The following is a 19,718-nucleotide window of genomic DNA, read 5'->3' as shown; positions in this document are numbered from 1 at the left end:
AGCGGATGCCACCTGCCCGCCCACAATCACCGACCCGAAACCGGCTCAAGATCAGTCAGACAATCACTTTCAGACCACGTCGGTGGATCAAGGCTTAGCTGCGCCGCAGCCATGAAGCGCGAATAGGGCGCCTCCGTATTGAACTCACCCAAGAGTGTTGCAATTCGATGCACCAATGGGTCATAATAGAGACACGGGGAAGGGGCCGCGAACCCCAACCCGCCACCCACAACAGGAAGGTTGGACCACATGTCCGACTCCCAGGAAGTCCGTCTCGACCACCTCCTCAACCGGCTGAGCACCTACGCCGAGGGCATCGGCCTGGCGCTCAACGCACTGCCCATCCCGATGCAGCTCCCCCAGACCGGCGAGGTGTCCCTGATGAAGGACTTCCTCCCCGCCGTCATCCGGGCCTACGACATCGTCGACGAGCAGCCCATGCCCGAGGAGCAGAAGGCCATGGCAGTCACCGCCCTGCTTCACTGGATCACCGCCGCCGAACTGACCGTCGGCTTCGCGATCTCCGGAGCCGACCACAGGGCAGACGGCGCGATCCTCAACATGATGCTCGGCGAAGGCATCCTCGCCGACCTCATCGAGTGGCTGATCGACCCCGAGGGCACGGAGCCCCCGCAGGACTGACCAGCCCACCACCGCCCCCGGCACCCAGCCGGGGGCGGCCCCATCCCTCGAACGCAAAGAAGACCGGCAGCGCCAGGCCGAAGCCCAGACACCCCGAAGGGCGCTCGCGAAACACTGCCGGTCCCACCCAGCCAGAAAGGCCGGACCACCATGGTAGACAACCCGCCCCAGGGCGAGACACTCCGCGAGATCGCCACCCGGCACGGCCGCTCATACGACACCGTGCGCAACGTCTGGAGCCGACACCCCGACTGGCCCGCCCCGATCGGGAAGCGCAGCCGCTCGAACATCTTCGACCCGGCCGCCATCGACGCCGCGATCGCCGAGCACTTCGCCCGCGAGACCACCGCCTTCGAGCCCCGCCGGCTCTACACCGCCCGCGAAATCGCCGAGGCCACCGGCCTCAAAACCGTCACCATCCGGGCCGACGTCTCCAAGGGTCGCTGGCCCGCGCCCGACGACACCGAGGGCCCCGCACACCGCTGGACCGGCGCCACCGTGAACACCGCCCTCGCCGGACGGCGCGGATACCGGCGAGACGCGCACTAGGTATTAGAAGGCGCCGGAATCCCAAGGATGGAATAGACAGAGTCACCCCAAGTGGCCCAATCCTGCAATGTCTCCCGATCAACCAGGTGAATGCGTTGCGAGGCGGCAAATTCCCGAGCAGGATTAGAGAAAGAGCCACTAGTGACCATTACAACAACGTCTGCCTTGTGAACTGGGCGGGCAGTCCCATTCAAGCGCTGAAGTGCATCTGAGCCGACCGATCTGCGACCACTCGTGTGCTTGCACTGCATCACAACCTTGCGCCCATCCGGAGTACGGGCGATAACATCCGCACCCAGATCTCCCGCTCCACCGGCCGAGCGCAGAATCGTCAACCCATCTCGCCGCGCCAGCCACGCAGTCAGAATCTCGAAATTCTTATGATCAAAACGAGCTATATGCTCCAGCGTGTAGCTCGTTTCAGTTGCCGCGAATTCGCCACGTCTCTCATTCAGCTTACGGATCTCCTCCAGCGCAGACGATAGCCTGGACTTCATACCTTCCAGTTCGCGCCTCGACTGATAGACACTCTCCCAGATTTCGGCTATTTCATTGAGTGGACTATTCGCAGCCTCTTCTCCCCCATAATGCCCTACCAGGTCGCCACCCATCCTTTCACCGAGCTCCCCAAAGCACACATTTGCCCGATTGGAATCCCTTTTCGCTTTAAGCCAAAACTGCAAGAAGGAATCGCTATACTCCTTCTCCATCTTCCCGCACTCCTTCACAACATAACGCCCATCCACCTCCTCCCCCTCTGCAGGATTCATCAGCTCCCGCACATTTTGGAGCGCTTCCCAAGCTTCCTGAACATGATCTTTGATTGCATTACAAGCATATTGAGCTATACACCCCTCTTGAACCCAAAGGAACGCAGCCAACAAATCATCGGGACCTGCTTTCCCAATAAGACCCCCCATCATTTGGCGCACGTCTTTATCTGGGAAGCGCGGGGGCACTACACGGGCGGCACGGTCGATGATCATTGCGGGAGAGTATCCAAGGGCGCATGGAGCACCCAAATCCAGCACCTGACTCACAGACGCATGCGTCACCATGCCTGACCGACATAATTACTGGCGCTCCATCATATTCATTACCCACAAAGGGAATTCACTGGAGTTCGCTAGGTTCCCGTCAGGCGTACGCCGGTGGGATGCTTGCAGTCGGCGCCCTCTTGCCTCATAGTTGGACCCAAGTCCGGCATGCCTGGACATAAAACGAGGCCCACCATCGGTGGGCCTTCGTCGTATCCCGTGAACGAGAGCGTGGCGGCGGAACACCCCACTACCCGAGCGAAGCAGCGAATCGACCCGCCTCAGCATCAGCCGCCGACACCGTGACCTCCCCCCGGTGCGCTACCTCCACCCGATAGAACTTGCTGCCCTTCGGAACACCAGCCACCTTCACAGGGAAGGTGCACGGGACCGACGACTCCGAGCCTTCCGGCAACTGCCCCTTCCCCAAACGGCCCGTGGCGACGACCGCGCCCGAACTGTCATACACAGTCACCTGTGCACCCGGAACGATGTCGCCGTACCCACTCCCGTCATAACCGGTGCAGTCCCCGCCCCGCTCGAACACCGCCGTTGTCGCTCCCGCCTTGAGGACCAACGCCCCCTCCAAGGCGAAGTCCCCTGCATCCGGTGAACCCTTGGCCTGCCACACCCACAGAGCGGCCGCCCCCACCAACACCCCCGCCACTCCGACGGCCACAGGCATCACCCAAGACCGCTTCCGTTTGACACGCACAGAACCCTCGCTGGACTCACACACATCGCTCACATCGCCAGTCATGCCGGGAAGCATCCCAGACCCGTACCCACGCCGACCGGGGAACAGCTCAACCCGAGCCCCAAGGGCCCGCAATGAGGGGAGGACGGATGTCCCGCGCCGCACGCTGGCAGATCTGCACCGTCCCAGGCTGCCCCGAATACACCCAGGGCGGACGCTGCCCCGACCACCGACGTCAAGCCGAGCATCAACGAGGAACAGCACGGGAACGCGGCTACGGACACCAGCACGAGCAACGGTTCCGTCCCGGAGTCCTCACACGAAACCCGGTCTGCGTGCTGTGCGGCAAAACGCCAAGCGTTCACGCTGATCACTGGCCGCTCGACAGGCGAGAGCTCGCAAGGCGAGGCATGGACCCGAACGACCCGGCGCACGGACGCGGACTCTGCGGACCATGCCACAGCACCGAAACAGCCCGCGAACAGCCAGGAGGCTGGAACCGGTGAGCAGCGAACAGCACCTCGGATCACTGATCGACGCACTCGACATCACCACCAGCCTCGCCGACGGAGAGCTCGCAGCCGGAGCCATCGTCCTCCTCAAGGTCATCGAGACCGACGGCTCCACCCGACTCAGCGCCTCCTACTCCGACGGCCTCGGCTGGATCGAACGCGTCGGCATGCTCCGCATCGCGGAAGCAATGGAGACCGGGGCAGCCCACACACAGGAGCCTGACGACTGACCACCCCCGGTCACGGTACGTGACGAAGGTAGGGGGGTGACCCCTTGATCAACACCTCATCCCGGACCGCCGGGGAGGTCTATCGATTTCTGTACGGGTCTGGAGTGGCCCAGGGCCAGGACATTGACCACACAGAGTGACAGATCGGTGGTGGTGTTGTGGCTGGGATGGGCCCTGCGCCGAAGCCGGCCGATCAGCGTCGGCGGCGCAACGCGACCGTCGCTCTGACTCCTCTGCCGGCGGAGGGGCGTGCGGGTGATCCGCCGCGGTGGCCGCTCCTCGACGACGTGACGGCCGTGACCCGCCGAGACATGGCCGCCCGCGCTGCGGACGACGCGGAGCTTGCGCTCCTGGAGCCAAGCCTGAAGGGGCGGGCGAAGGCGAACGCTCAGCGGAAGGCCGACGCGACCCGGGCCGAGGCCACGATCCTCGCGGCGCAGCTGGAGGCACAGCAGCGGGTCGAAGCGGAGCTGTGGACAGAGCTGTGGGTAACTCCGCAGGCCGTGCAGTGGGAGCGGATGGGGTGGACGCGAGAGGTCGCGCAGTACGTGCGGTGGAAGTGCCGCGCGGAAGGCGGGGATCTGGATGCGGGCAAGGAGGCCCGGCAGCTCGGTGACCGGCTCGGATTGACGCCTCTGGCGATGCTGCGGCTGCGGTGGGAGGTCGTCGGCGGCGAGTCGGAGGCCGCGGCGCAGAAGCCAGCCGCGCGACGGACGTCGTCCAGGTCAGCGCAGGCTCGGCGCCGACTGAAGGTTGTGGACAACGATGAGAAGGGGGGCGGCTGATGTTGTACGTGGTGTGCGCACTGTCCGCCCGGCAGGCCGCTCAGTGGGCGCGCGACAACGACGTGTCCAGCAGCCAGGTCTACTACGCGAGCAGCGTGGCCCGGGTGCTCGGGCTACGGCATTCCGAAGTCGTCTACCTCCCAGGGTTCTGGGAACGGAGAGACGCCAAGGAGATCGACGCGGTGGTCCAGGCGAATCTCAGGAAGACGCCACGGACCGTCCATGCCCTGGCGAGGGGCTGAGTTTCCAGGCGAGTTCCCGAGCCTGGGCTGGCTGCTGGGCGAGTGGATCGAGCAGCATTGCGTCATCCCCGACGGGGACCGGGCTGGCGAGGCGTACCGGCTCACGGATGAGATGTGGGCGTTCCTGGTCCACCACTACCGGCTGAAGCCGTCCGCGCAGCCGGGGCAGCGGGCGCCGGCCTTCGCCTACCGCCGGTCTCAGCTGGTGCGTCCGCAGAAGTGGGGCAAGGGTCCTTTCTCCGGTGCGCTGATCTGTGGCGAGGGCGTCGGCCCTGTGCTTTTCCTGGACTGGGCTGAGGGCGGCGATGTCTACGACTGCCGGGACTACGGGTGCGGGTGCGGGTGGCTGTACGAGTACGAGCCGGGCGACCCGATGGGGCGGCCGTGGCCGACTCCGCTGATCCAGATCGCGGCAAACTCCGAGGATCAGACTGCGAACGTCTACAGCGCGCTGCAGCCGATGATCGAGCTGGGACCGCTCGCGGACCTGATCCCGGACACCGGGGACACGCGAATCAACTTGCCAGGCGGCGGCCGCATCGACCCGGTGACCTCCCGCGCGCGCACACGGCTCGGGCAGCGCGTCACGTTCGTGGTCCAGGACGAGACTGGCCTCTGGACGGTCGCGTCGGGCATGGTCCAGGTCGCTGAGACGCAGCGTCGTGGCCTGGCCGGTATGGGTGGGCGGTCCGTCGAGACGACGAACGCGTGGGACCCGTCCGAAGACAGCGTCGCGCAGCGAACGGCCGAGGCCCGGGTGAAGGACATCTACCGGGACCACAAGCTCGCGGATCCGATGCTCCAGTACAAGCTGAAGGCGGATCGGCGAAAGATTCATCGGGCGGTCTACGGAGACAGTGCCGGCCGCGGTGGCTGGGTCGACCTGGACGCCATCGAGGGCGAGGCCGCAGAGCTGATCGAGAAGGACATTGCGCAGGCGGAGCGGTTCTTCGGTAACCGGATCACCGCCGGTGTCGGCACGTGGCTGGAGCGGCCGATCTGGGATCTGCGGGCCGCGCCCGTGGATGTCGGCAACAAGCCGCGGGTGGTGCTCGGCTTCGACGGGTCCGACGTCGACGACTGGACCGGTTTCAGGGCGGAGACGCTCGGGGGCTACCAGTTCACTCCGACGTATGGACCGGACAACCGGCCAACGATCTGGAATCCGGCCGACTGGGAGGGCCAGGTCCCGCGCCTCGAAGTCGAGGCGGCGATGGACGAGCTGATGACCCAATACGAGGTGCTCCGCGTGTATGCGGACCCGCCGTACTGGGAGACCGAGATCGACACCTGGGCGGACCGGTACGGGGAACAGCGGGTCGTCCGCTGGTACACGACCCGGGTCGTGCAGATGCACGCGGCGTGCGAGCGGCTGCTGACGGACGTCACGAAGAAGGACTCGACTTTCCGGCACGACGGATGCGAGGTGACTGGCGCCCATGTGGCGAACGCCCGTAAAGCCGCCCGCGCCTCTGGGCGCTACGTCCTCCGCAAGGCATCGGTCACCCAGAAGATCGACCTCGCTGTGGTCTCTGTGCTCGCCCACGAGGCAGCCGGTGACGCCATCAAGGCGGGGCTCGCCCAGGTCAAGAAGCGCAACTACGTCTACACCGGGGGGTGAGTCATGGGGCTGACCCTGGAGCAGGCCGGGCAGATGGCAGACCAGTTGCTCTCAGAGCTGCAATCCCGCTCGGGCCTGGTGGCGAAGGGGGTCTCCTACTACAAGGGCGAGCACCCTCTCCGCTTCGCCTCCGACTCCTTCCGGAAGCACTTCGCGAAGCAGTACGCGGGGTTCTCCGACAACTGGACGTTGCCCGTGGCCGACGCCCCCGTGGAGCGGCTCACGGTGACGGGAATCAAGGCTGCCGGGGAGACCCGGAGCGACGCCGATTTGTGGGCGGTGTGGCAGCGCAATGGGTTGGACGCCGACAGCCAGCTCGGGTTCCTCGGGGCCGGGTACGGTGCCCGGTCGTACGTCCTGGTCTGGGGCGACCCGGACGACGAAGAGACTCCCGAGGTGACCTTCGAGGACGCCCGGCAGGCGATCGTCGCGTATGTGCCAGGGTCGCGGCGTAAGCGCATGGCCGGTCTCAAGAGCTGGCAGGACGGGCAGCGGGTGTACGCCACGCTGTACCTGCCGGGTGAGGTGTGGAAGCTGGAGCGGGCGGTGTCCGCCGAGCCGCCGAAGTCCGCGGGGATCCAGTCTGTGGAAGAGCTGGCGAACGAGTTCAAGCTCAGGGATACAGGCGATGCGCCGAACCCGCAGCCGAACCCCATGGGCGTGGTGCCGCTGGTCGAGCTCCCGAACCGGCCGTTGCTCGCTGACGATCCGATCAGCGACGTCGCGGGCGTGATCGCGATGCAGGACGCGATCAACCTCCTGTGGTCCCAGCTGTTCACGGCCTCCGACTTCGCCAGCTTCCCGCAGCGGCTCATCCTCGGCGCCGAGGCACCGCGGACTCCGATCCTCGACAAGAACGGGCAGGTCATCGGTGACCGGCCGGTCGACCTCGACAAGTTCTCGGTGGACCGGATTCTGTGGATCGAGGGCGAGAACGCGAAGGCGGCAAACTGGCCGGCCGCGAATTTGGAGGCGTACACCAAGGTCATTGAGGTCGCGGTCGGGCACATCGCCGCGCAGACGAGGACCCCGAGCCATTACCTGATCGGTCGGATGGCCAACCTGTCCGGTGACGCCCTGGTGGCGGCGGAGACCGGCCTCGTGAAGAAGACCCAGGAGAAGCAGCTCTGGTTCGGTACGGCGCTCCGGGAAGTGTTCCGGCTGATCGCGCTGGCCCGCGGCGAAGACCAGCTCGCGCGGGGACTGGCCGGGGGCCAGATGCTGTGGGCTGATGCGGAGTCCCGCAATCAGGCGCAGGCCGCCGATGCACTCCTCAAGCTCCGGCAGATCGGGTTCCCCTTCGAGTGGCTGGCCCTGCGCTACGGGCTCAGCCCCACGGAGGTCGCCGACCTGGTGCGCATGCGCGCCGAGGAGGCGGAGATGGACCCGGCCGCGCAGATCCTCGGAGTGCGGCCGCGGGATCCCATGCAGCCGCCCGACATGCAGCATGACGGGGGCCCGGCACTCGACCAGGTCCTCGGTGCGGTGTCCGCATGAGCCTGGACCAGGCGCTGGAGCGGACGGCGGTGCGGCAGCGGGAGATCGAGCAGGCCGCGCGGATCGTGCAGGGGGAGATGCTGTACTGGCTTGGACGGCTCGATCCCGACGACTTGCTCGGCAGCTGGTTCGGTGAGGTGCTGCCGGGGCTCTACCGGTCGCTGATGGCTGGCCAGGCTCGGGCGGCCACCGGGGCGAGCGAGTACGTGGCGGAGGCCGCAGCGCTGATGGGGTTGGACGCGTCGACCGCGTATCAGGTTGCACCGGCCGCGTTCGCCCGGTCGGCTGCGGACGGACGACCGCTCACCACGATGCTGACCACACCGATGTTGCGGGCCCGGCTCGCGGTCGAGCAGCGTGGCCAGTCGCCGGTTTGGGCGCTCGGGCAGGCACGCAACAGCATTCTGCTGATGGGCTCGTCCGAGACGGTCGATGCGGGGCGCGGGGCGGCGCAGACCGCGATGGCGGGCACGAGGTCGGTGACGGGGTACATCCGATGCATCAACGCGGGCGCCTGCCGACGGTGCGCGATCCTGGCGGGGCGCTGGTACCGATGGAACGCCGACTTCCTGCGGCACAAGCGGTGCCAGTGCTACGGCGCCCCGGCCGGAGGCGATGGCCGCGATCGAGCGCGCCGGAGCCGGAACTGGCGCACGGACCCGGCCGCCTACTTCAACCACCTGTCCGCCTCCGACCAAGTCCGCGTCTTCGGCCGTGGTGGTGCTGAGGCGATCCGGGCCGGCGCCGACATCGGGCAGGTCGTCAACGCCCGGAGAACCGCCGCGAGTCTGCAACGGGCGACCACGGCGGATGGGCAGCGCATCGTCACCACCTCGGAGGGCAGCACCCGCCGGTCGCACTTCGCCCGCGTCCGGCGCGAGCTGGAAAGGATCGAGGGCCGGCCGATGAGTCGGACCCGGCTGACCCCGGAGTCGATCTTTCGCCTGTCGGCGGACCGGCAGGAGCTTGTACGGCTCCTCGGTCGCCACGGCTATCTCGTCCGCTCCAGCGCGGACATCGCCCGCCTGTAACGCGGGCCCACACAGACCCGGCACGCCGCAACGGCGCACCGCTTTCACCCCCGCAATGGGAGATCACGATGGACATCACCACTCTGCCGCGCCATGCCCGCACGGGGCTGCTCGCGGTCGGCTGGCGCAAGGCCCGCACGGGCGAAACCGGCCCTCAGCCGATCTGGCCGATCCTCGGAGGCGCCCCGGGCGACGACAAGGACGACGACCAGGACGACGGTGCTGACGACAGCGGCGACGCTGACGACGGCGACGACGACCAGGAGCCGGACGGTGCCGATCAGCTCGGTGACGCCGGTAAGAAGGCCCTCGACTCGATGAAGGCCAAGGCCAGGTCGGAGCGGGAGCGGCGCAAGGCCGCCGAGGCTGAGCTGGCGCAGATCAAGGCGGCGGCCACCAAGAAGCCCGTGGACGACGGGGCCGAGGGGAAGCCGGACCTGGAGCAGCTGCGGGCGGACGCCCGTGCCGAAGCGCAGGCCGAGGGCCTGCGCGATCGTGCGCTCGACCGCCTGGAGGCGAAGGCGGCCAGGAAGTTCGCAGACCCGGAGGACGCCCGAGCCCACCTCGGCCGCCGTGTCGAGGACTTCATCGACGGCGACCGCATCGACATCGAGGCGATCAGCGAAGCGCTCGACGAGCTCCTGGACGCGAAGCCGTACCTGGCGGCCGATCCGCTGGCCGGGCGCCGGTTCAAGGACGTCGGTGACGGCGGCGCACGGCCTGGCCAGTCTCCGAAGGGCCAGCTCACCCAGGCTGATCTGGAGAAGCTCACCCCCCAGCAGATCGTCGCGGCGAAGAAGGAAGGCCGCCTCGACACCCTGCTCGGTAAGACGAAGTAGACCGAGGGCCGCCGTGTGCGGCCCTTTCTCATGAAAGGGGCCGCATCGTGGCCATCACGCATTTCATCCCGACCATCTGGTCCGCCCAGATGACCATGCAGTACTGGGAGACCGCCGTCTTCGCACCGCTGGTCAACCGTGAGTACGAGGGGCAGCTGACCAGCGGCAACAAGATCAAGATCAGCGGCGTCGTGCCGCCTGCCATCAAGGACTACAAGGCCGCCGGCCGGACAACCACGGCCGACGACATCACGGACACCGAGGTCGAGGTGCCTGTCGACCAGGAGAAGTCCTTCGACTTCTACGTCGATGACATCGACAAGGCCCAGGCCGCTGGCTCCATGGACAAGTACAGCCAGGCCGCGAGCCTCGGCATGGCGGAGGACGCCGACAAGTACATCGCCGCCCAGCTCCTCGCAGGGGCAACCGCGATCGCGAACACGGACGCCCCGGTGGACGGCGACGACGCTTTCGACATCATCGCCGACCTCGTTCTCGCGATGAACAAGAACAAGGTGCCGGCGGCCGGGCGGATCATCGCCGTGAACGCCATGTTCCACAGGCAGCTGATCGGGGCGTCCAGCAAGCTCACCGACGTGGCGGTGTCCGGCGACCCGCAGGGGCTGCGGATGGCGACCGTTGGCAGCCTGCTGGGCTGCCGGATCATCACCTCCGAGAACATGCCGATCACGGCTCGCGCGCAGGCGGTCGCCTTCAACAAGGACGCCTGCGCCTACGTGTCGCAGATCCAGAAGGTCGAGGCCATGCGCGCTCAGAACCGGTTCGCCGACCGGCTCCGTGGTCTGCACGTGTACGGCGGCAAGGTCATCCGTCCCGAGGCTGCCGCCAAGTACACGGCTGCGGCCTGATCAAGAGAGCGAGAGTTGGCTGATGAGCAAGCTGGAACTGATCACACGGGACGCCAAGGGCCGCCCGGTGCCGGTGGGGCCGAATCACCCGCTGCACATGGTGCTGGCCACCGGCGGCACGGTGGACTCCGGGCCGCCGCCCGAGCCTGGCGTGGCCGTGGAGGACGTGCCGTCCGGCGCGAACAACGCGCAGATGCGGGCTACCGTGAACGCACTCCTGGCGTCGCTGCGCGGCGCCGGATTGATCGCGGACGGCACCGAACCCGAAGACGACCAGGACGACGAAACCGAGTAACTCCGGCCTGGTGAGAGGAGGTTGTGATGCTGCCGCCGCTGGCCACCGAGGCTGATGCTGCCGGGTACGGGTACATCCTGCCGGCGAACCGGGATCCGGCCGGTCTGCTGGCCCGCGCGAGCGCGCGGGTACGGCGGGCGGCCGGACGGGGTGCGCTCACCGCCCAGACGACCACTGTGCGTCTGCCGGTCAGCCGCGGGCAGGTAACCCTGCCTGGGGCGCCGATCCTCTCCGTGTCTGAGGTCCTGGCCGTCGATGTGGACGGCACGACGGGGCCAGTGGAGGGGTGGCAGTGGGACGGGGAGGAGCATCTCCTCGTCCCTCGCTGCCGCACCGAACGGGTCGAAGTGACGTACCGGCACGGATTCGAGCAGATCCCTGACGGACTGGTCGAGCTCGTTTGCCAGATTGCGTACCGGCTCAGCCAGCAACCCGCGCAGGGCGAGGGCATGATCCGCCAGACCAGCGTGGACGACTACTCAGTGACCTACGCGTCCGAACAGATCGCGGCGGCCGGCGACCTGATGCCCGGCGAGCTCCAGGCGCTCAATGCCGTGCTGGGCACACCTGGTGTCTACCTGGTGAAGTCGAGATCACGGTGAGCGGGGTCGCGGAGACAGCAGCGGAGGGCCAGGCGCTCGCCGAGTCGCTGATGACGGACTGGTGCCTCATCGAGGACGTCCCCGTGGTGACCACCACCGAGGACGGCCGCGACGTCACGGTGCCGGTCGTGATCTACGACGGAAAATGCCGGGTCAAGCCCGCGTCCACGGCGGTGGTGACACCGTCGGTGAACGCCACCTCTCAGACCTGGCAGTACAAGGTGTCCATCCCGCTCGGGCCCGAGCCGCTGCGGTCCGGGCTGCGCGTGACGATCACCGAGTCGTCCGATCCGACGCTGGTCGGTATGACGCTCCAGCTACGGAACTTGGACCGTGGCAGCCACATCACGGCTCGCCGCATGTGGTGTACGGAGGTGTCCCGGTGACGGTGATCGTGACCGGCGCGCGGGAAACCGCCGCTGCCCTGATGGCATCCATCGCGCTGATGGAGCGGAACACGACGACTGCGGTGGCGGTGACGGCCGGCAAGGTGAAACGGTCCGCAGCGCAACGGATCAGCGGGCACGCTCACTTGCCCGCGTACCCGTCCAGCATCACGTATGACGTGACGCGCGGTCCGGCCGGCCCCGAGGCGGAGATCGGGCCGGACAAGGGGAGACGGCAGGGGCCGCTCGGCAACATCGTCGAGTACGGCACCCGGAACAACGCGCCGATCCCGCACCTCGGTCCGGCGCTGGAGGAGCACGCGGACGACCTGATCCGGGGTGTCGAGATCGCGGTCTGGCAGGCGCTGAGATGAACGCCACCGATCGCCTGGTCGCCGCTCTGCGCGCGGCTGGGATGGCGGTGGGTGATGGACAGCCCCGTGATGAGCGGGGTGCGCTGACGGGCCGGTACGTGGTGGTGCGGCCCCGTCAGGTGATGCGCGGTGAAGGGTCGATCGGTGCACCGAATGCGGATCGGGCGCCGGAGATCCAGATCACTGCGGTGGGGCCGTCGCGGCGGGCGGCGGACCAGGTCGCCGAGCGGGCTGAGGCGGTGGCGCTCGGCGACCTGGAACCCCCAACCGGCTGGTCGTGGCAGCAGTGCGCGGTCTACGTCACCGGTACGGCCACCACGACCGAACCTCTGACTGACCCAGGCACCCCCGAGGCGCCGACCTGGTTTCGGGTGGACGTCTACCGCTACTACCTGACCCCCACGTAGGAGGACCTCGTGGCTGCTCGCACGCATGAGCCGACCGACCTGGTCGAGATGACCCACCCCGGCCTCCCGAAGACTCCGCCGATCCGTGTCACCCGACGCCAGCTCGCGCTGGTGTGGGAACCCCGCGGATGGCGGGAGGCATCCGGCGAGGCCCAGCCTTCGCCGACCGAGACCCCCGAGGGCGCCCCTGTGCCGTCGGAGACAGCGGCCCCGCGCCGAAAGACCCCCGCGGCCGAGGCCGCATCGAAGGAGAACTGACATGCCTCGTTACGGCACAACTGGCAGGATCGGGATCGTGTTCGCGCCGACGGTCGTGAACCCGGCCAAGCCGACGATCGCGGAGATCGCCGCCGGGACCAACCTTTCCGAGCACGTCACCCGCGACGGGCTCAAGACCCCGTCCTCGGGCAACACGATCGACGCCGCGGACATCGGTAGCCGCTTCAACAAGACCGCCCCGGGCACGTATGGCGGTGACGCGGCGGAGATCACCGCACACCGCGACTCTCAGGGCACCGACGACCTCGCGTGGAACACCCTGGAGCAGGACGCCATCGGGTTCCTGATCGTCGCCCGGTCCGGCTTCAACCAGGACACCACTACCGGCCTGGGCTCCAAGAGCGGCGCCGCGAAGTCCGGCGACCGTGTCGAGGTCTACCCGGTGACGGTGATCTCCCGCGCGATGAACGACACCGGCGACAACGAGACCAGCAAGTTCACGGCGTCGCTGGCGATCACGGGCGAGCCGGAGCAGGACGCTGTCGTAGCGGCGACGGGGGGCTGACAGTGACGACGGACGTCCCCGCGACGTTCGCGAGCGACAGCGGGGCCCCCACGGCGGGGCCCCGCACCCTCGCGGACATCACCGCCCGCATCCAGCGCCCGCGCGAGCGCGTACCGCTGTACCTCGACTCCGAGACCGCCTCGCAGATCGCGGACGCCGAGGCCGCACTGGAGCGCGCCCGGGAGTACGACGAGACAACGAACCTCCCCGACATCGCGCCGGACATCGCCCGGCACCTGCGAGACCTGGAGGATCAGGCCGAGGCGTCGCGCGTGGTCTTCGTGCTCCAGGCTGTGCCGCACCGGCGCTACCAGGAGCTGCGGGCGCTCTGCCCGCCGACCGAGAAGCAGATCGAGGCCGCGGCGAAGGCCGCCGAGGCTGCCGGTCAGCCGCAGGGGGAGCCCGCCTTCGACCCCGACACATTCGCCCCACACCTCGTGCGGGCCCAGCTCATCGACCCCGTGGTCAGCTCGGACGAGGAATTCGCAGCGTTCTGGGAGAAGCTGTCCGACGGGCAGCTCAACCAGCTCTGGAGCACGGCGTTGACCGTTCAGCTGGGGGTGACGGATCCCGGCCCAAAATCCGAGCTCGCATCCGAGGTTCTTCGGAGCTTCGGGCTCAGCTGAGCTACTGCGCCCCGCGCGGCATCCCCTACAGCGTCTTCATGGGGCGGGTGCGGGAACCGGGTGAGCCGGAATGGACGCAGGAAGACACTCTCCTCGCCGTCGAGTGGCAGCGCCTGGCCGACGAGACGTGCGGCGGGTGCGGACACCTCCTGTCCGAGTCCCTCGACGAAGCGAACGAGTACGAACCGAAGCGCATCACCTGCTTCGGCTGCCAGGCCAAGGAGAAGGCCGAAAAGGCGGCAGGAAAGCGCGAAGGCGCTGACCTGTCAGGCCAGAAGCTCACCGTCATCTGGGCTGGGAAGCGGCCGGTGATCGGCGACTGATCAGCGCAACAACTCAATAGTGGGAGGCCGTTGTGGCGGAGCGTACTGTCCGGGTCCGGGTCATCGCGGACACTCTCGGCTTCGCTGCTGGTATGCGCGGCGCGGCCGGGGCGGCGGCTGGCTTCGGCCGCCAGGCTGCAGCCGCTGGTGCCGGAGTGCGTGGCCTGACGGCCGCCACGGGAAGCGCCCGGCGCGGGATGACCGCCGTCGGGTCCGGAGCCCGTGGCGGCGCGGCGGGGCTGAGGGACGGCGCGACGGCGGCTGGTGCAGCTCGGCGCGGCCTGACCTCCGTGGGCAGCACAGCCAGCGGCATCGCGCCGGTCTTCGGGCGCATCGGCGCAGCCGCAAGGTCAGGGATGGGGAGCGTGCGGTCGGCGACGTCGTCGGTCATCGCTCCGGTCCGGTCGCTGGGGACACTCCTCGCGGGCGGCGCGATCATCTACGGCCTCGCGGACATCGTCCACGAGGGCAACGAGTACTCCAGCGCGCTGCTGAAGTTCGGCGAGGTCACCCGCGCGTCCGGCGCCGAGATGAAGGCTGTCGGACGTGAGGCCCAGGCGCTGGGCGCGGACATCCGCCTGCCGGCTGCGACGGCTGCTGGTGCGGCGGACGCGATGGTGGAGCTCGCGAAGGCCGGTCTCAGCGCGACGGACTCGATGCGCGCGGCACGCGGCACGCTCCAGCTGGCCGCCGCCGCCCGTACAGACGTCGCCATGGCCGCCCGCATCGAGGGCGACATCATGGACCAGTTCGCCATGAAGGGCTCCCAGGCCACCGTCGTAGCGGACACCCTCGCAAACACGGTCAACAACTCCAGCGGCGAGTTGATCGACCTCTACTACGCCATGAAATACGTGGGCCCAGTGGCTCACGGCATGGGCGTCACGATCCAGGAGACCGCCACGTCCGTCGGCCTGCTGGGCAAGGCCGGCATCATCGGCGAGACGGCCGGTACGACGCTGCGCGGCATGCTCTCCCGGATGGCCGCGCCTACGAAGCAGGCCAAGCTCGGTCTCAAGCAGTTGGGCATCGAAGCCTTCGACACCAGCGGCAAGTTCAAGGGCATGGAGTACGTGGTCGGGCGCCTGGCCGAGGCCCACCACCACCTGACGCAGAAGCAGTTCACGTCCGCTGCGGCAATGGCGTTCGGAAAGCCTGCCCTTTCGGGCGCCACCGCTCTCGCGCACCAGGGCGCCGAGTCGTTCGGGATCCTCGCAAGCCAGGTCGGCCGTGTCGGTGGCGCGGCCGACGTCGCCGCTGCTGAGTCGAAGGGGCTCGGCGGCGCGATGCGCACGCTCGGCGCGCAGCTCAAGGGGGCTTTCCTCCAGGTGTACTTGGGGATCTCTCCGGCACTGGAGAAGATCACGCGCGGCATGGGCAACTCCGTCGCGTCCTTCATCCCCAAGATCAAGAAGGGTGTGAAAATCGCCGCGACCCTCTGGGATGTCTACGGGCCTGCGGTAGAGAAGAAATTGGCGGCCGCTGGTACGGGCGTGAAGCGGCAAGCTACAAAGCTGATCGAGCCGCTGAAAGGCGCGGTCACGACGGGGCTGGTGGCTGTGCTGCCGGTCCTGGCCGGTGCGGGGTACGCCGTGGTGACGGTCTTCCAGAACGCCGCGCACGCTGTGTCGCCGCTGGTCGACGGAATCGCCGCTGTGGTGTCGTCCGTGTCGTCCGGGGCGGGAGCGCTGGGCATCCTCGGCGTGGCTGTGGGTGGTGCGCTCGCTCTGCTCGGGCAGGTGTCCGTAGTGCTCGGGCCGCTTGCGCAGCTGGCGGGCGGGCTTGGCGGGCTCGGGAAGGCTCTCGGCGCCCTTCCCGGACCGATGCAGCTCGCGGTGCTGAGCATGCTCGCAATGCGCCCGCTGCGTGGCCAGCTGCAGGGCCTCCAGACCGCGGTGGCCGGGTACGGGCGGGCGGGCGTGAACGCGTTCCGTGGCATCGGAGACTCGGCGCTGTACCAGCGGGTCATGGCGGCGAACGCTGGGCAGACGCTGGGCCGGTTCGGCGGATACGTCGCGGCTCTTGAGGCGCGCTCCCCGGCCATCGCGCGGATGGGTGAGGCATTCCGCACGACGGCAGGCAGCATTCAGGCCGCCGGTGGGCGCATGAGCGGTTTCCGCTCCGCTCTTGGCGGGGTCGCAGCTGCGGCAGGATCAGGCCTCACCTCCGGGCTCAAGGGCCTGGTCGGCTTCCTGGGCGGCCCGTGGGGGGTCGCGATCGCCGGGGCGATGATCGGTCTGAGCATGCTCGCCCGGCGCCAACAGGAAGCCGCGGCGGCGGCTGCGGCCCATCAGCAGCGCGTGTCCGATCTTGCGAAAGCCCTGCAGGACTCCAATGGTCGTCTGGACGGAAACGTCCGGGCGACGGTGGTACAGACCCTGGCTGACGCGAAGCTGCGGGACGGTAAGACTCAGCTGCTGGAGGTGACGCGCAAGGCCGGCATCAGCGCCCGCCAGGTGACCGACGCCTACCTCGGCGAGGGCGCGAGCATCGGCGACCTGCGGAAGCAGCTGGACAAGTCCGCCGAGAGCCACAGGCGGGTCATCACCAACGGCCGTACCGCACAGATCGTTTATGACGCCCAGGGCAAGGCGTATCGGGCGGCATCCTCCGCGCTCGGTGACATGAGCAACGAGTATCCGGACGCGATCCGCCGACAGAAGGAACTGTCGGCGGCGATGAAGGGCGGCGGCGGTGCGGCGCTTGACGCCACGAACCCGACCGGGAGGTTGAACGCAGCGATCAAGACGCTCGCGGACTCGACTGCGGACGCGGACACCAAGTCCAGGGCTCTGCACGAAGCCCTCAACCTGCTGAGTGGCGGGGAGCTCGACGCCCAGGCGGCCGTTGTCGGATTCAATGAGAAGCTCGCGGCGCTGAAGGAGACGTGGAGCAACGTCGATAGGTCGAAGGGGTTCGGTAAGAACCTCGATGACATGTCGAAGTCGCTGATCTCGACGGACGGAAAGATCAACGCGACAACGGAGAACGGGCGGCGGCTCTACACCCAGCTCCAGGACCTGAACTCCGGTGCGGCCGAGGCGGCTCGGGCCACCTACGACCTGGCCCGCGCGAACGGGGAGTCGGCGGCGCCAGCGCTCGCGAAGGCGTCCGTACAGATGGAGACAGCCTGGCAGGCCGCGGTGACAGCCGGGCAGAAGTTCGGCCTGACCAGGAACGACGCGATGGACCTGGCAAATGCCATGGGGTTCATTCCATCGAACCTCGCGATCACCCTGGACACCCCCGGCCTGTCGAAGACGCAAAAGGATCTGCTGTACGTACAGGGCCTCGCTGGTCACATCCCGCCGAAGTCGACGGTTCGGGTGTCTGCGCTGACCGACGACGCCACGAAGCAGCTCACCGACCTGGGCTTCAAGATCCGGACGCTTCCCGGCGGCCGACAGGTGGAGATCACCGCCCCGACGAAGAAGGCAGCTGACGCGCTCGACGAGCTGATCCGAAAGAAGCTCCCCGCCAAGAAGATCCAGGTCGATGCCGTCACCGGCAAGGCCCTGGCGGATGTGGAGGCGGTCCAGAAGAAGGTCGCCTCGACCAAGGGCAAGACCGTCACCGTGTCCACGCTGACCGGCGCCGCGGAGAAGGCCCTGACCGACCTGGGTTTCAGCATCAAGCGGACCAAGGGCAAGCAGGTGACGATCACGATTCCGACCGGTGGGCCGAAGGCGGCCACCGACGCGATCAAGGGCTACCTGGCCGGGATCAGGGACAAGACCGTCACGGTCAGCACCTACGAGCGGCACGTCTCGGTGGGTAAGCCGTCGTCCGGCTCGATGTACATGAAGCCGAACGCGGACGGCAACATCTACGCCGAGGCGTATGCCGGGGGAGGTGTGCGGGAGCGGCACGTCGCACAGATCGCACCGGCCGGGGCGATGCGTCTGTGGGCGGAGCCGGAGACTGGCGGGGAGGCTTACCTCCCTCTCAGCCCGGCGAAGCGCGGCCGGTCCACGGCGATCCTGGAGCAGGTGGCGCAGCGGTTCGGGTACCGGCTGGAGAAGTTCGCGGCCGGTGGCATCACGGCCTTCGCTGGCGGCGGGTTCAGCTACTCGCCCACCGAGGCGTCGATCACGCTCGGCGCCGGCACGGGCATGGACCGGTACAACTCGGCCGTCACGAAGCTGAAGGACGCCTGGACCAAGCTCAACGCTGCCCTGGCCGACCAAAAGAAGAAGACCCAAGCGGTGAAGGACGCCGAGAAGAATCTTGCGAAGGTTCGCAAGGGGCATCACACGGCGAAGCAGCTGGCGGCGGCCGAGGAGAAGCTGAAGAAGGCGCGCTCTGCGTCCAAGAAGGCCAACTCGACGGTGAAGTCCAGCCGGGCCGCAGTGAACTCGGCGGACGCGGCACTCGGGCTGAAGAAGGGCGCCAAGGCGCCCAGCGGCTTCAACCTGAAGGCGTACCAGCTGCAACTGGCGAACGCGGCCAAGGCGAACGATGCCTGGGAGAAGAACCTCGCGAAGATCGGCAAGCGAGCAGGATCGGACGTCGAGGAGACGCTCCGGGGCATGGGGGAGGAAGGCCGCTCGCTGGTCAGCGCGTTGGCCAAGGCGAGCACCAAGCAGTTCAACGCCATCGTGAAGAACCTCAAGGCCCTCGCGCCGACGGCGAAGGCAACGCTCGCGGATTACACGAAGCAGCTGACCGCGGCGAACACTCAGGGCGCAGCTTTCCAGGCCAACATCCTGAAGCTGGCCGGGATGGGGTACGGGGACCTGGCGGCGCAACTGGCCGCGCAGGGCGACGACGCCGCGGCGGCCGTCGCGGCGGCTGCGGTGAAGGACAAGGGCGCGGCCTCGAAGGCGAACTCGGCGGCGAAGTCGAACGCTGGGCTCCTCACGAGCGAGGACCTGGCGAACGCGGCAACGCTGCTCGGGGTGCTGCGGTCGAAGCCGGGCGCCGGTATCGCCGACGTCATCGCGGCCGGTCTGGACTGGGCGACGGTGCGGGTCCTGGCGCCGAAGATCGCGGCGCAGATCAAGGGCATCAACGGGTCGGACACCTTCCGCACCCAGATGCGGGGTCAGGGTGTGGCGATGGCCAAGGGCGGCATCGTGCCGGACTCGTCGTACACCGTGCTCTCGGGTGAGCGCGGTACGGGTGGCGAGGCGTGGATCCCGCTCGGTGCAGGCAACCGGGCCCGTTCTACCGCGCTGCTGTCCTCGGTCGCGGGGACGTTCGGGTACCACCTGTCTCCGATGCGCGGCGGCGGAGGCGGGGGAACGGTCGTGCAGAACATCACCAACCACCGAACCGTCAACCTCTCGGGCGCGAAGCAGTCCTCCGCTGAGCAGGCTGCGGACGTTGTCCGGCACATGGCTTTCATCGGCTGACCTGGAAGGAGACCGC

Annotated in this window: 22 protein-coding genes; 20 read left to right on the top strand and 2 right to left on the bottom strand. The window is 68.0% G+C overall.

The genetic code is table 11. The annotated features are described in order from the left end of the window. Positions 1 to 249 precede the first annotated feature (249 nt). Both ACZ68L_RS13860 and ACZ68L_RS13855 read left to right on the top strand, forming a co-directional pair. Positions 250 to 642 carry a hypothetical protein gene (locus tag ACZ68L_RS13860; RefSeq protein WP_469576879.1) on the top strand — a complete coding sequence of 131 codons (393 nt, stop codon included), beginning with the start codon at positions 250 to 252 and terminating at the stop codon, positions 640 to 642. A 150-nt stretch (positions 643 to 792) separates the two neighbouring features. Continuing rightward, entirely contained in the window at positions 793 to 1,191 is a 399-nt protein-coding gene (locus tag ACZ68L_RS13855; RefSeq protein WP_469576878.1) for a hypothetical protein, read from the top strand. On the opposite strand, the gene ACZ68L_RS13850 is transcribed toward ACZ68L_RS13855, so the two are convergent. Beyond that, positions 1,188 to 2,177 (bottom strand): restriction endonuclease, encoded by a 990-nt coding sequence (locus ACZ68L_RS13850; RefSeq protein ID WP_469576876.1) that lies wholly within the window; start codon positions 2,175 to 2,177, stop codon positions 1,188 to 1,190. The genes ACZ68L_RS13855 and ACZ68L_RS13850 overlap by 4 nt on opposite strands. A gap of 301 nt (positions 2,178 to 2,478) precedes the next feature. Next, complete coding sequence (locus ACZ68L_RS13845) at positions 2,479 to 2,988, bottom strand: hypothetical protein (RefSeq protein WP_469576875.1); 510 nt, start codon at positions 2,986 to 2,988, stop codon at positions 2,479 to 2,481. A 439-nt stretch (positions 2,989 to 3,427) separates the two neighbouring features. Here ACZ68L_RS13845 and ACZ68L_RS13840 point away from each other — a divergent pair, with 439 nt between their 5' ends. The 18 genes from ACZ68L_RS13840 (at position 3,428) to ACZ68L_RS13755 (ending at position 19,702) form a co-directional block, all read left to right on the top strand. Further along, positions 3,428 to 3,667, top strand: a complete 240-nt coding sequence (locus ACZ68L_RS13840) for a hypothetical protein (RefSeq protein WP_469576873.1) — start codon at positions 3,428 to 3,430, stop codon at positions 3,665 to 3,667. Positions 3,668 to 3,978: 311 nt separating this feature from the next. After that, positions 3,979 to 4,452: a hypothetical protein gene (locus tag ACZ68L_RS13835; protein WP_469576872.1), complete on the top strand. Its 474-nt coding sequence runs from the start codon at positions 3,979 to 3,981 to the stop codon at positions 4,450 to 4,452. Further along, complete coding sequence (locus ACZ68L_RS13830; RefSeq protein WP_469576869.1) at positions 4,452 to 4,694, top strand: hypothetical protein; 243 nt, start codon at positions 4,452 to 4,454, stop codon at positions 4,692 to 4,694. The genes ACZ68L_RS13835 and ACZ68L_RS13830 overlap by 1 nt, the downstream gene beginning before the upstream one ends. Further along, the gene (locus ACZ68L_RS13825; protein WP_469576866.1) at positions 4,675 to 6,315 is read left to right on the top strand and encodes a hypothetical protein; all 1,641 of its coding nucleotides are present in this window, start codon (positions 4,675 to 4,677) and stop codon (positions 6,313 to 6,315) included. The genes ACZ68L_RS13830 and ACZ68L_RS13825 overlap by 20 nt, the downstream gene beginning before the upstream one ends. Positions 6,316 to 6,318: 3 nt before the next feature. Then, positions 6,319 to 7,812, top strand: coding sequence for a phage portal protein (locus ACZ68L_RS13820; protein WP_469576865.1), 1,494 nt, complete (start codon positions 6,319 to 6,321; stop codon positions 7,810 to 7,812). After that, the gene (locus tag ACZ68L_RS13815) at positions 7,809 to 8,843 is read left to right on the top strand and encodes a hypothetical protein (RefSeq protein WP_469576864.1); all 1,035 of its coding nucleotides are present in this window, start codon (positions 7,809 to 7,811) and stop codon (positions 8,841 to 8,843) included. Before ACZ68L_RS13820 ends, ACZ68L_RS13815 begins: the two co-directional genes overlap by 4 nt. A gap of 68 nt (positions 8,844 to 8,911) precedes the next feature. Then, positions 8,912 to 9,682, top strand: coding sequence for a hypothetical protein (locus tag ACZ68L_RS13810; RefSeq protein ID WP_469576863.1), 771 nt, complete (start codon positions 8,912 to 8,914; stop codon positions 9,680 to 9,682). A gap of 47 nt (positions 9,683 to 9,729) precedes the next feature. Beyond that, the gene (locus ACZ68L_RS13805; RefSeq protein WP_469576862.1) at positions 9,730 to 10,551 is read left to right on the top strand and encodes a phage major capsid protein; all 822 of its coding nucleotides are present in this window, start codon (positions 9,730 to 9,732) and stop codon (positions 10,549 to 10,551) included. Between the two features lie 22 nt (positions 10,552 to 10,573). Then, entirely contained in the window at positions 10,574 to 10,846 is a 273-nt protein-coding gene (locus ACZ68L_RS13800) for a hypothetical protein (RefSeq protein ID WP_469576861.1), read from the top strand. A gap of 26 nt (positions 10,847 to 10,872) precedes the next feature. Beyond that, entirely contained in the window at positions 10,873 to 11,448 is a 576-nt protein-coding gene (locus ACZ68L_RS13795; protein ID WP_469576859.1) for a hypothetical protein, read from the top strand. After that, the gene (locus ACZ68L_RS13790) at positions 11,445 to 11,834 is read left to right on the top strand and encodes a DUF6093 family protein (protein ID WP_469576858.1); all 390 of its coding nucleotides are present in this window, start codon (positions 11,445 to 11,447) and stop codon (positions 11,832 to 11,834) included. Before ACZ68L_RS13795 ends, ACZ68L_RS13790 begins: the two co-directional genes overlap by 4 nt. Next, a complete protein-coding gene (locus ACZ68L_RS13785; RefSeq protein ID WP_469576856.1) occupies positions 11,831 to 12,208 on the top strand; it encodes a hypothetical protein in 378 nt (125 codons plus the stop codon). Before ACZ68L_RS13790 ends, ACZ68L_RS13785 begins: the two co-directional genes overlap by 4 nt. Continuing rightward, the gene (locus ACZ68L_RS13780) at positions 12,205 to 12,615 is read left to right on the top strand and encodes a hypothetical protein (RefSeq protein WP_469576855.1); all 411 of its coding nucleotides are present in this window, start codon (positions 12,205 to 12,207) and stop codon (positions 12,613 to 12,615) included. The genes ACZ68L_RS13785 and ACZ68L_RS13780 overlap by 4 nt, the downstream gene beginning before the upstream one ends. A 9-nt stretch (positions 12,616 to 12,624) precedes the next feature. Continuing rightward, positions 12,625 to 12,873, top strand: coding sequence for a hypothetical protein (locus tag ACZ68L_RS13775; protein ID WP_469576854.1), 249 nt, complete (start codon positions 12,625 to 12,627; stop codon positions 12,871 to 12,873). A 1-nt stretch (position 12,874) separates the two neighbouring features. After that, complete coding sequence (locus tag ACZ68L_RS13770; protein ID WP_469576853.1) at positions 12,875 to 13,399, top strand: phage tail tube protein; 525 nt, start codon at positions 12,875 to 12,877, stop codon at positions 13,397 to 13,399. A 2-nt stretch (positions 13,400 to 13,401) separates the two neighbouring features. Continuing rightward, complete coding sequence (locus ACZ68L_RS13765) at positions 13,402 to 14,025, top strand: hypothetical protein (protein WP_469576852.1); 624 nt, start codon at positions 13,402 to 13,404, stop codon at positions 14,023 to 14,025. 38 nt (positions 14,026 to 14,063) lie between these two features. Continuing rightward, entirely contained in the window at positions 14,064 to 14,348 is a 285-nt protein-coding gene (locus ACZ68L_RS13760; RefSeq protein ID WP_469576850.1) for a hypothetical protein, read from the top strand. A 32-nt stretch (positions 14,349 to 14,380) separates the two neighbouring features. Further along, positions 14,381 to 19,702 (top strand): phage tail tape measure protein, encoded by a 5,322-nt coding sequence (locus tag ACZ68L_RS13755; protein WP_469576848.1) that lies wholly within the window; start codon positions 14,381 to 14,383, stop codon positions 19,700 to 19,702. The last annotated feature ends 16 nt before the right edge of the window (positions 19,703 to 19,718 follow it).

Source organism: Streptomyces sp. NPDC104309, assembly GCF_055584025.1.
This window is presented reverse-complemented; position numbering and strand designations above follow the sequence as displayed.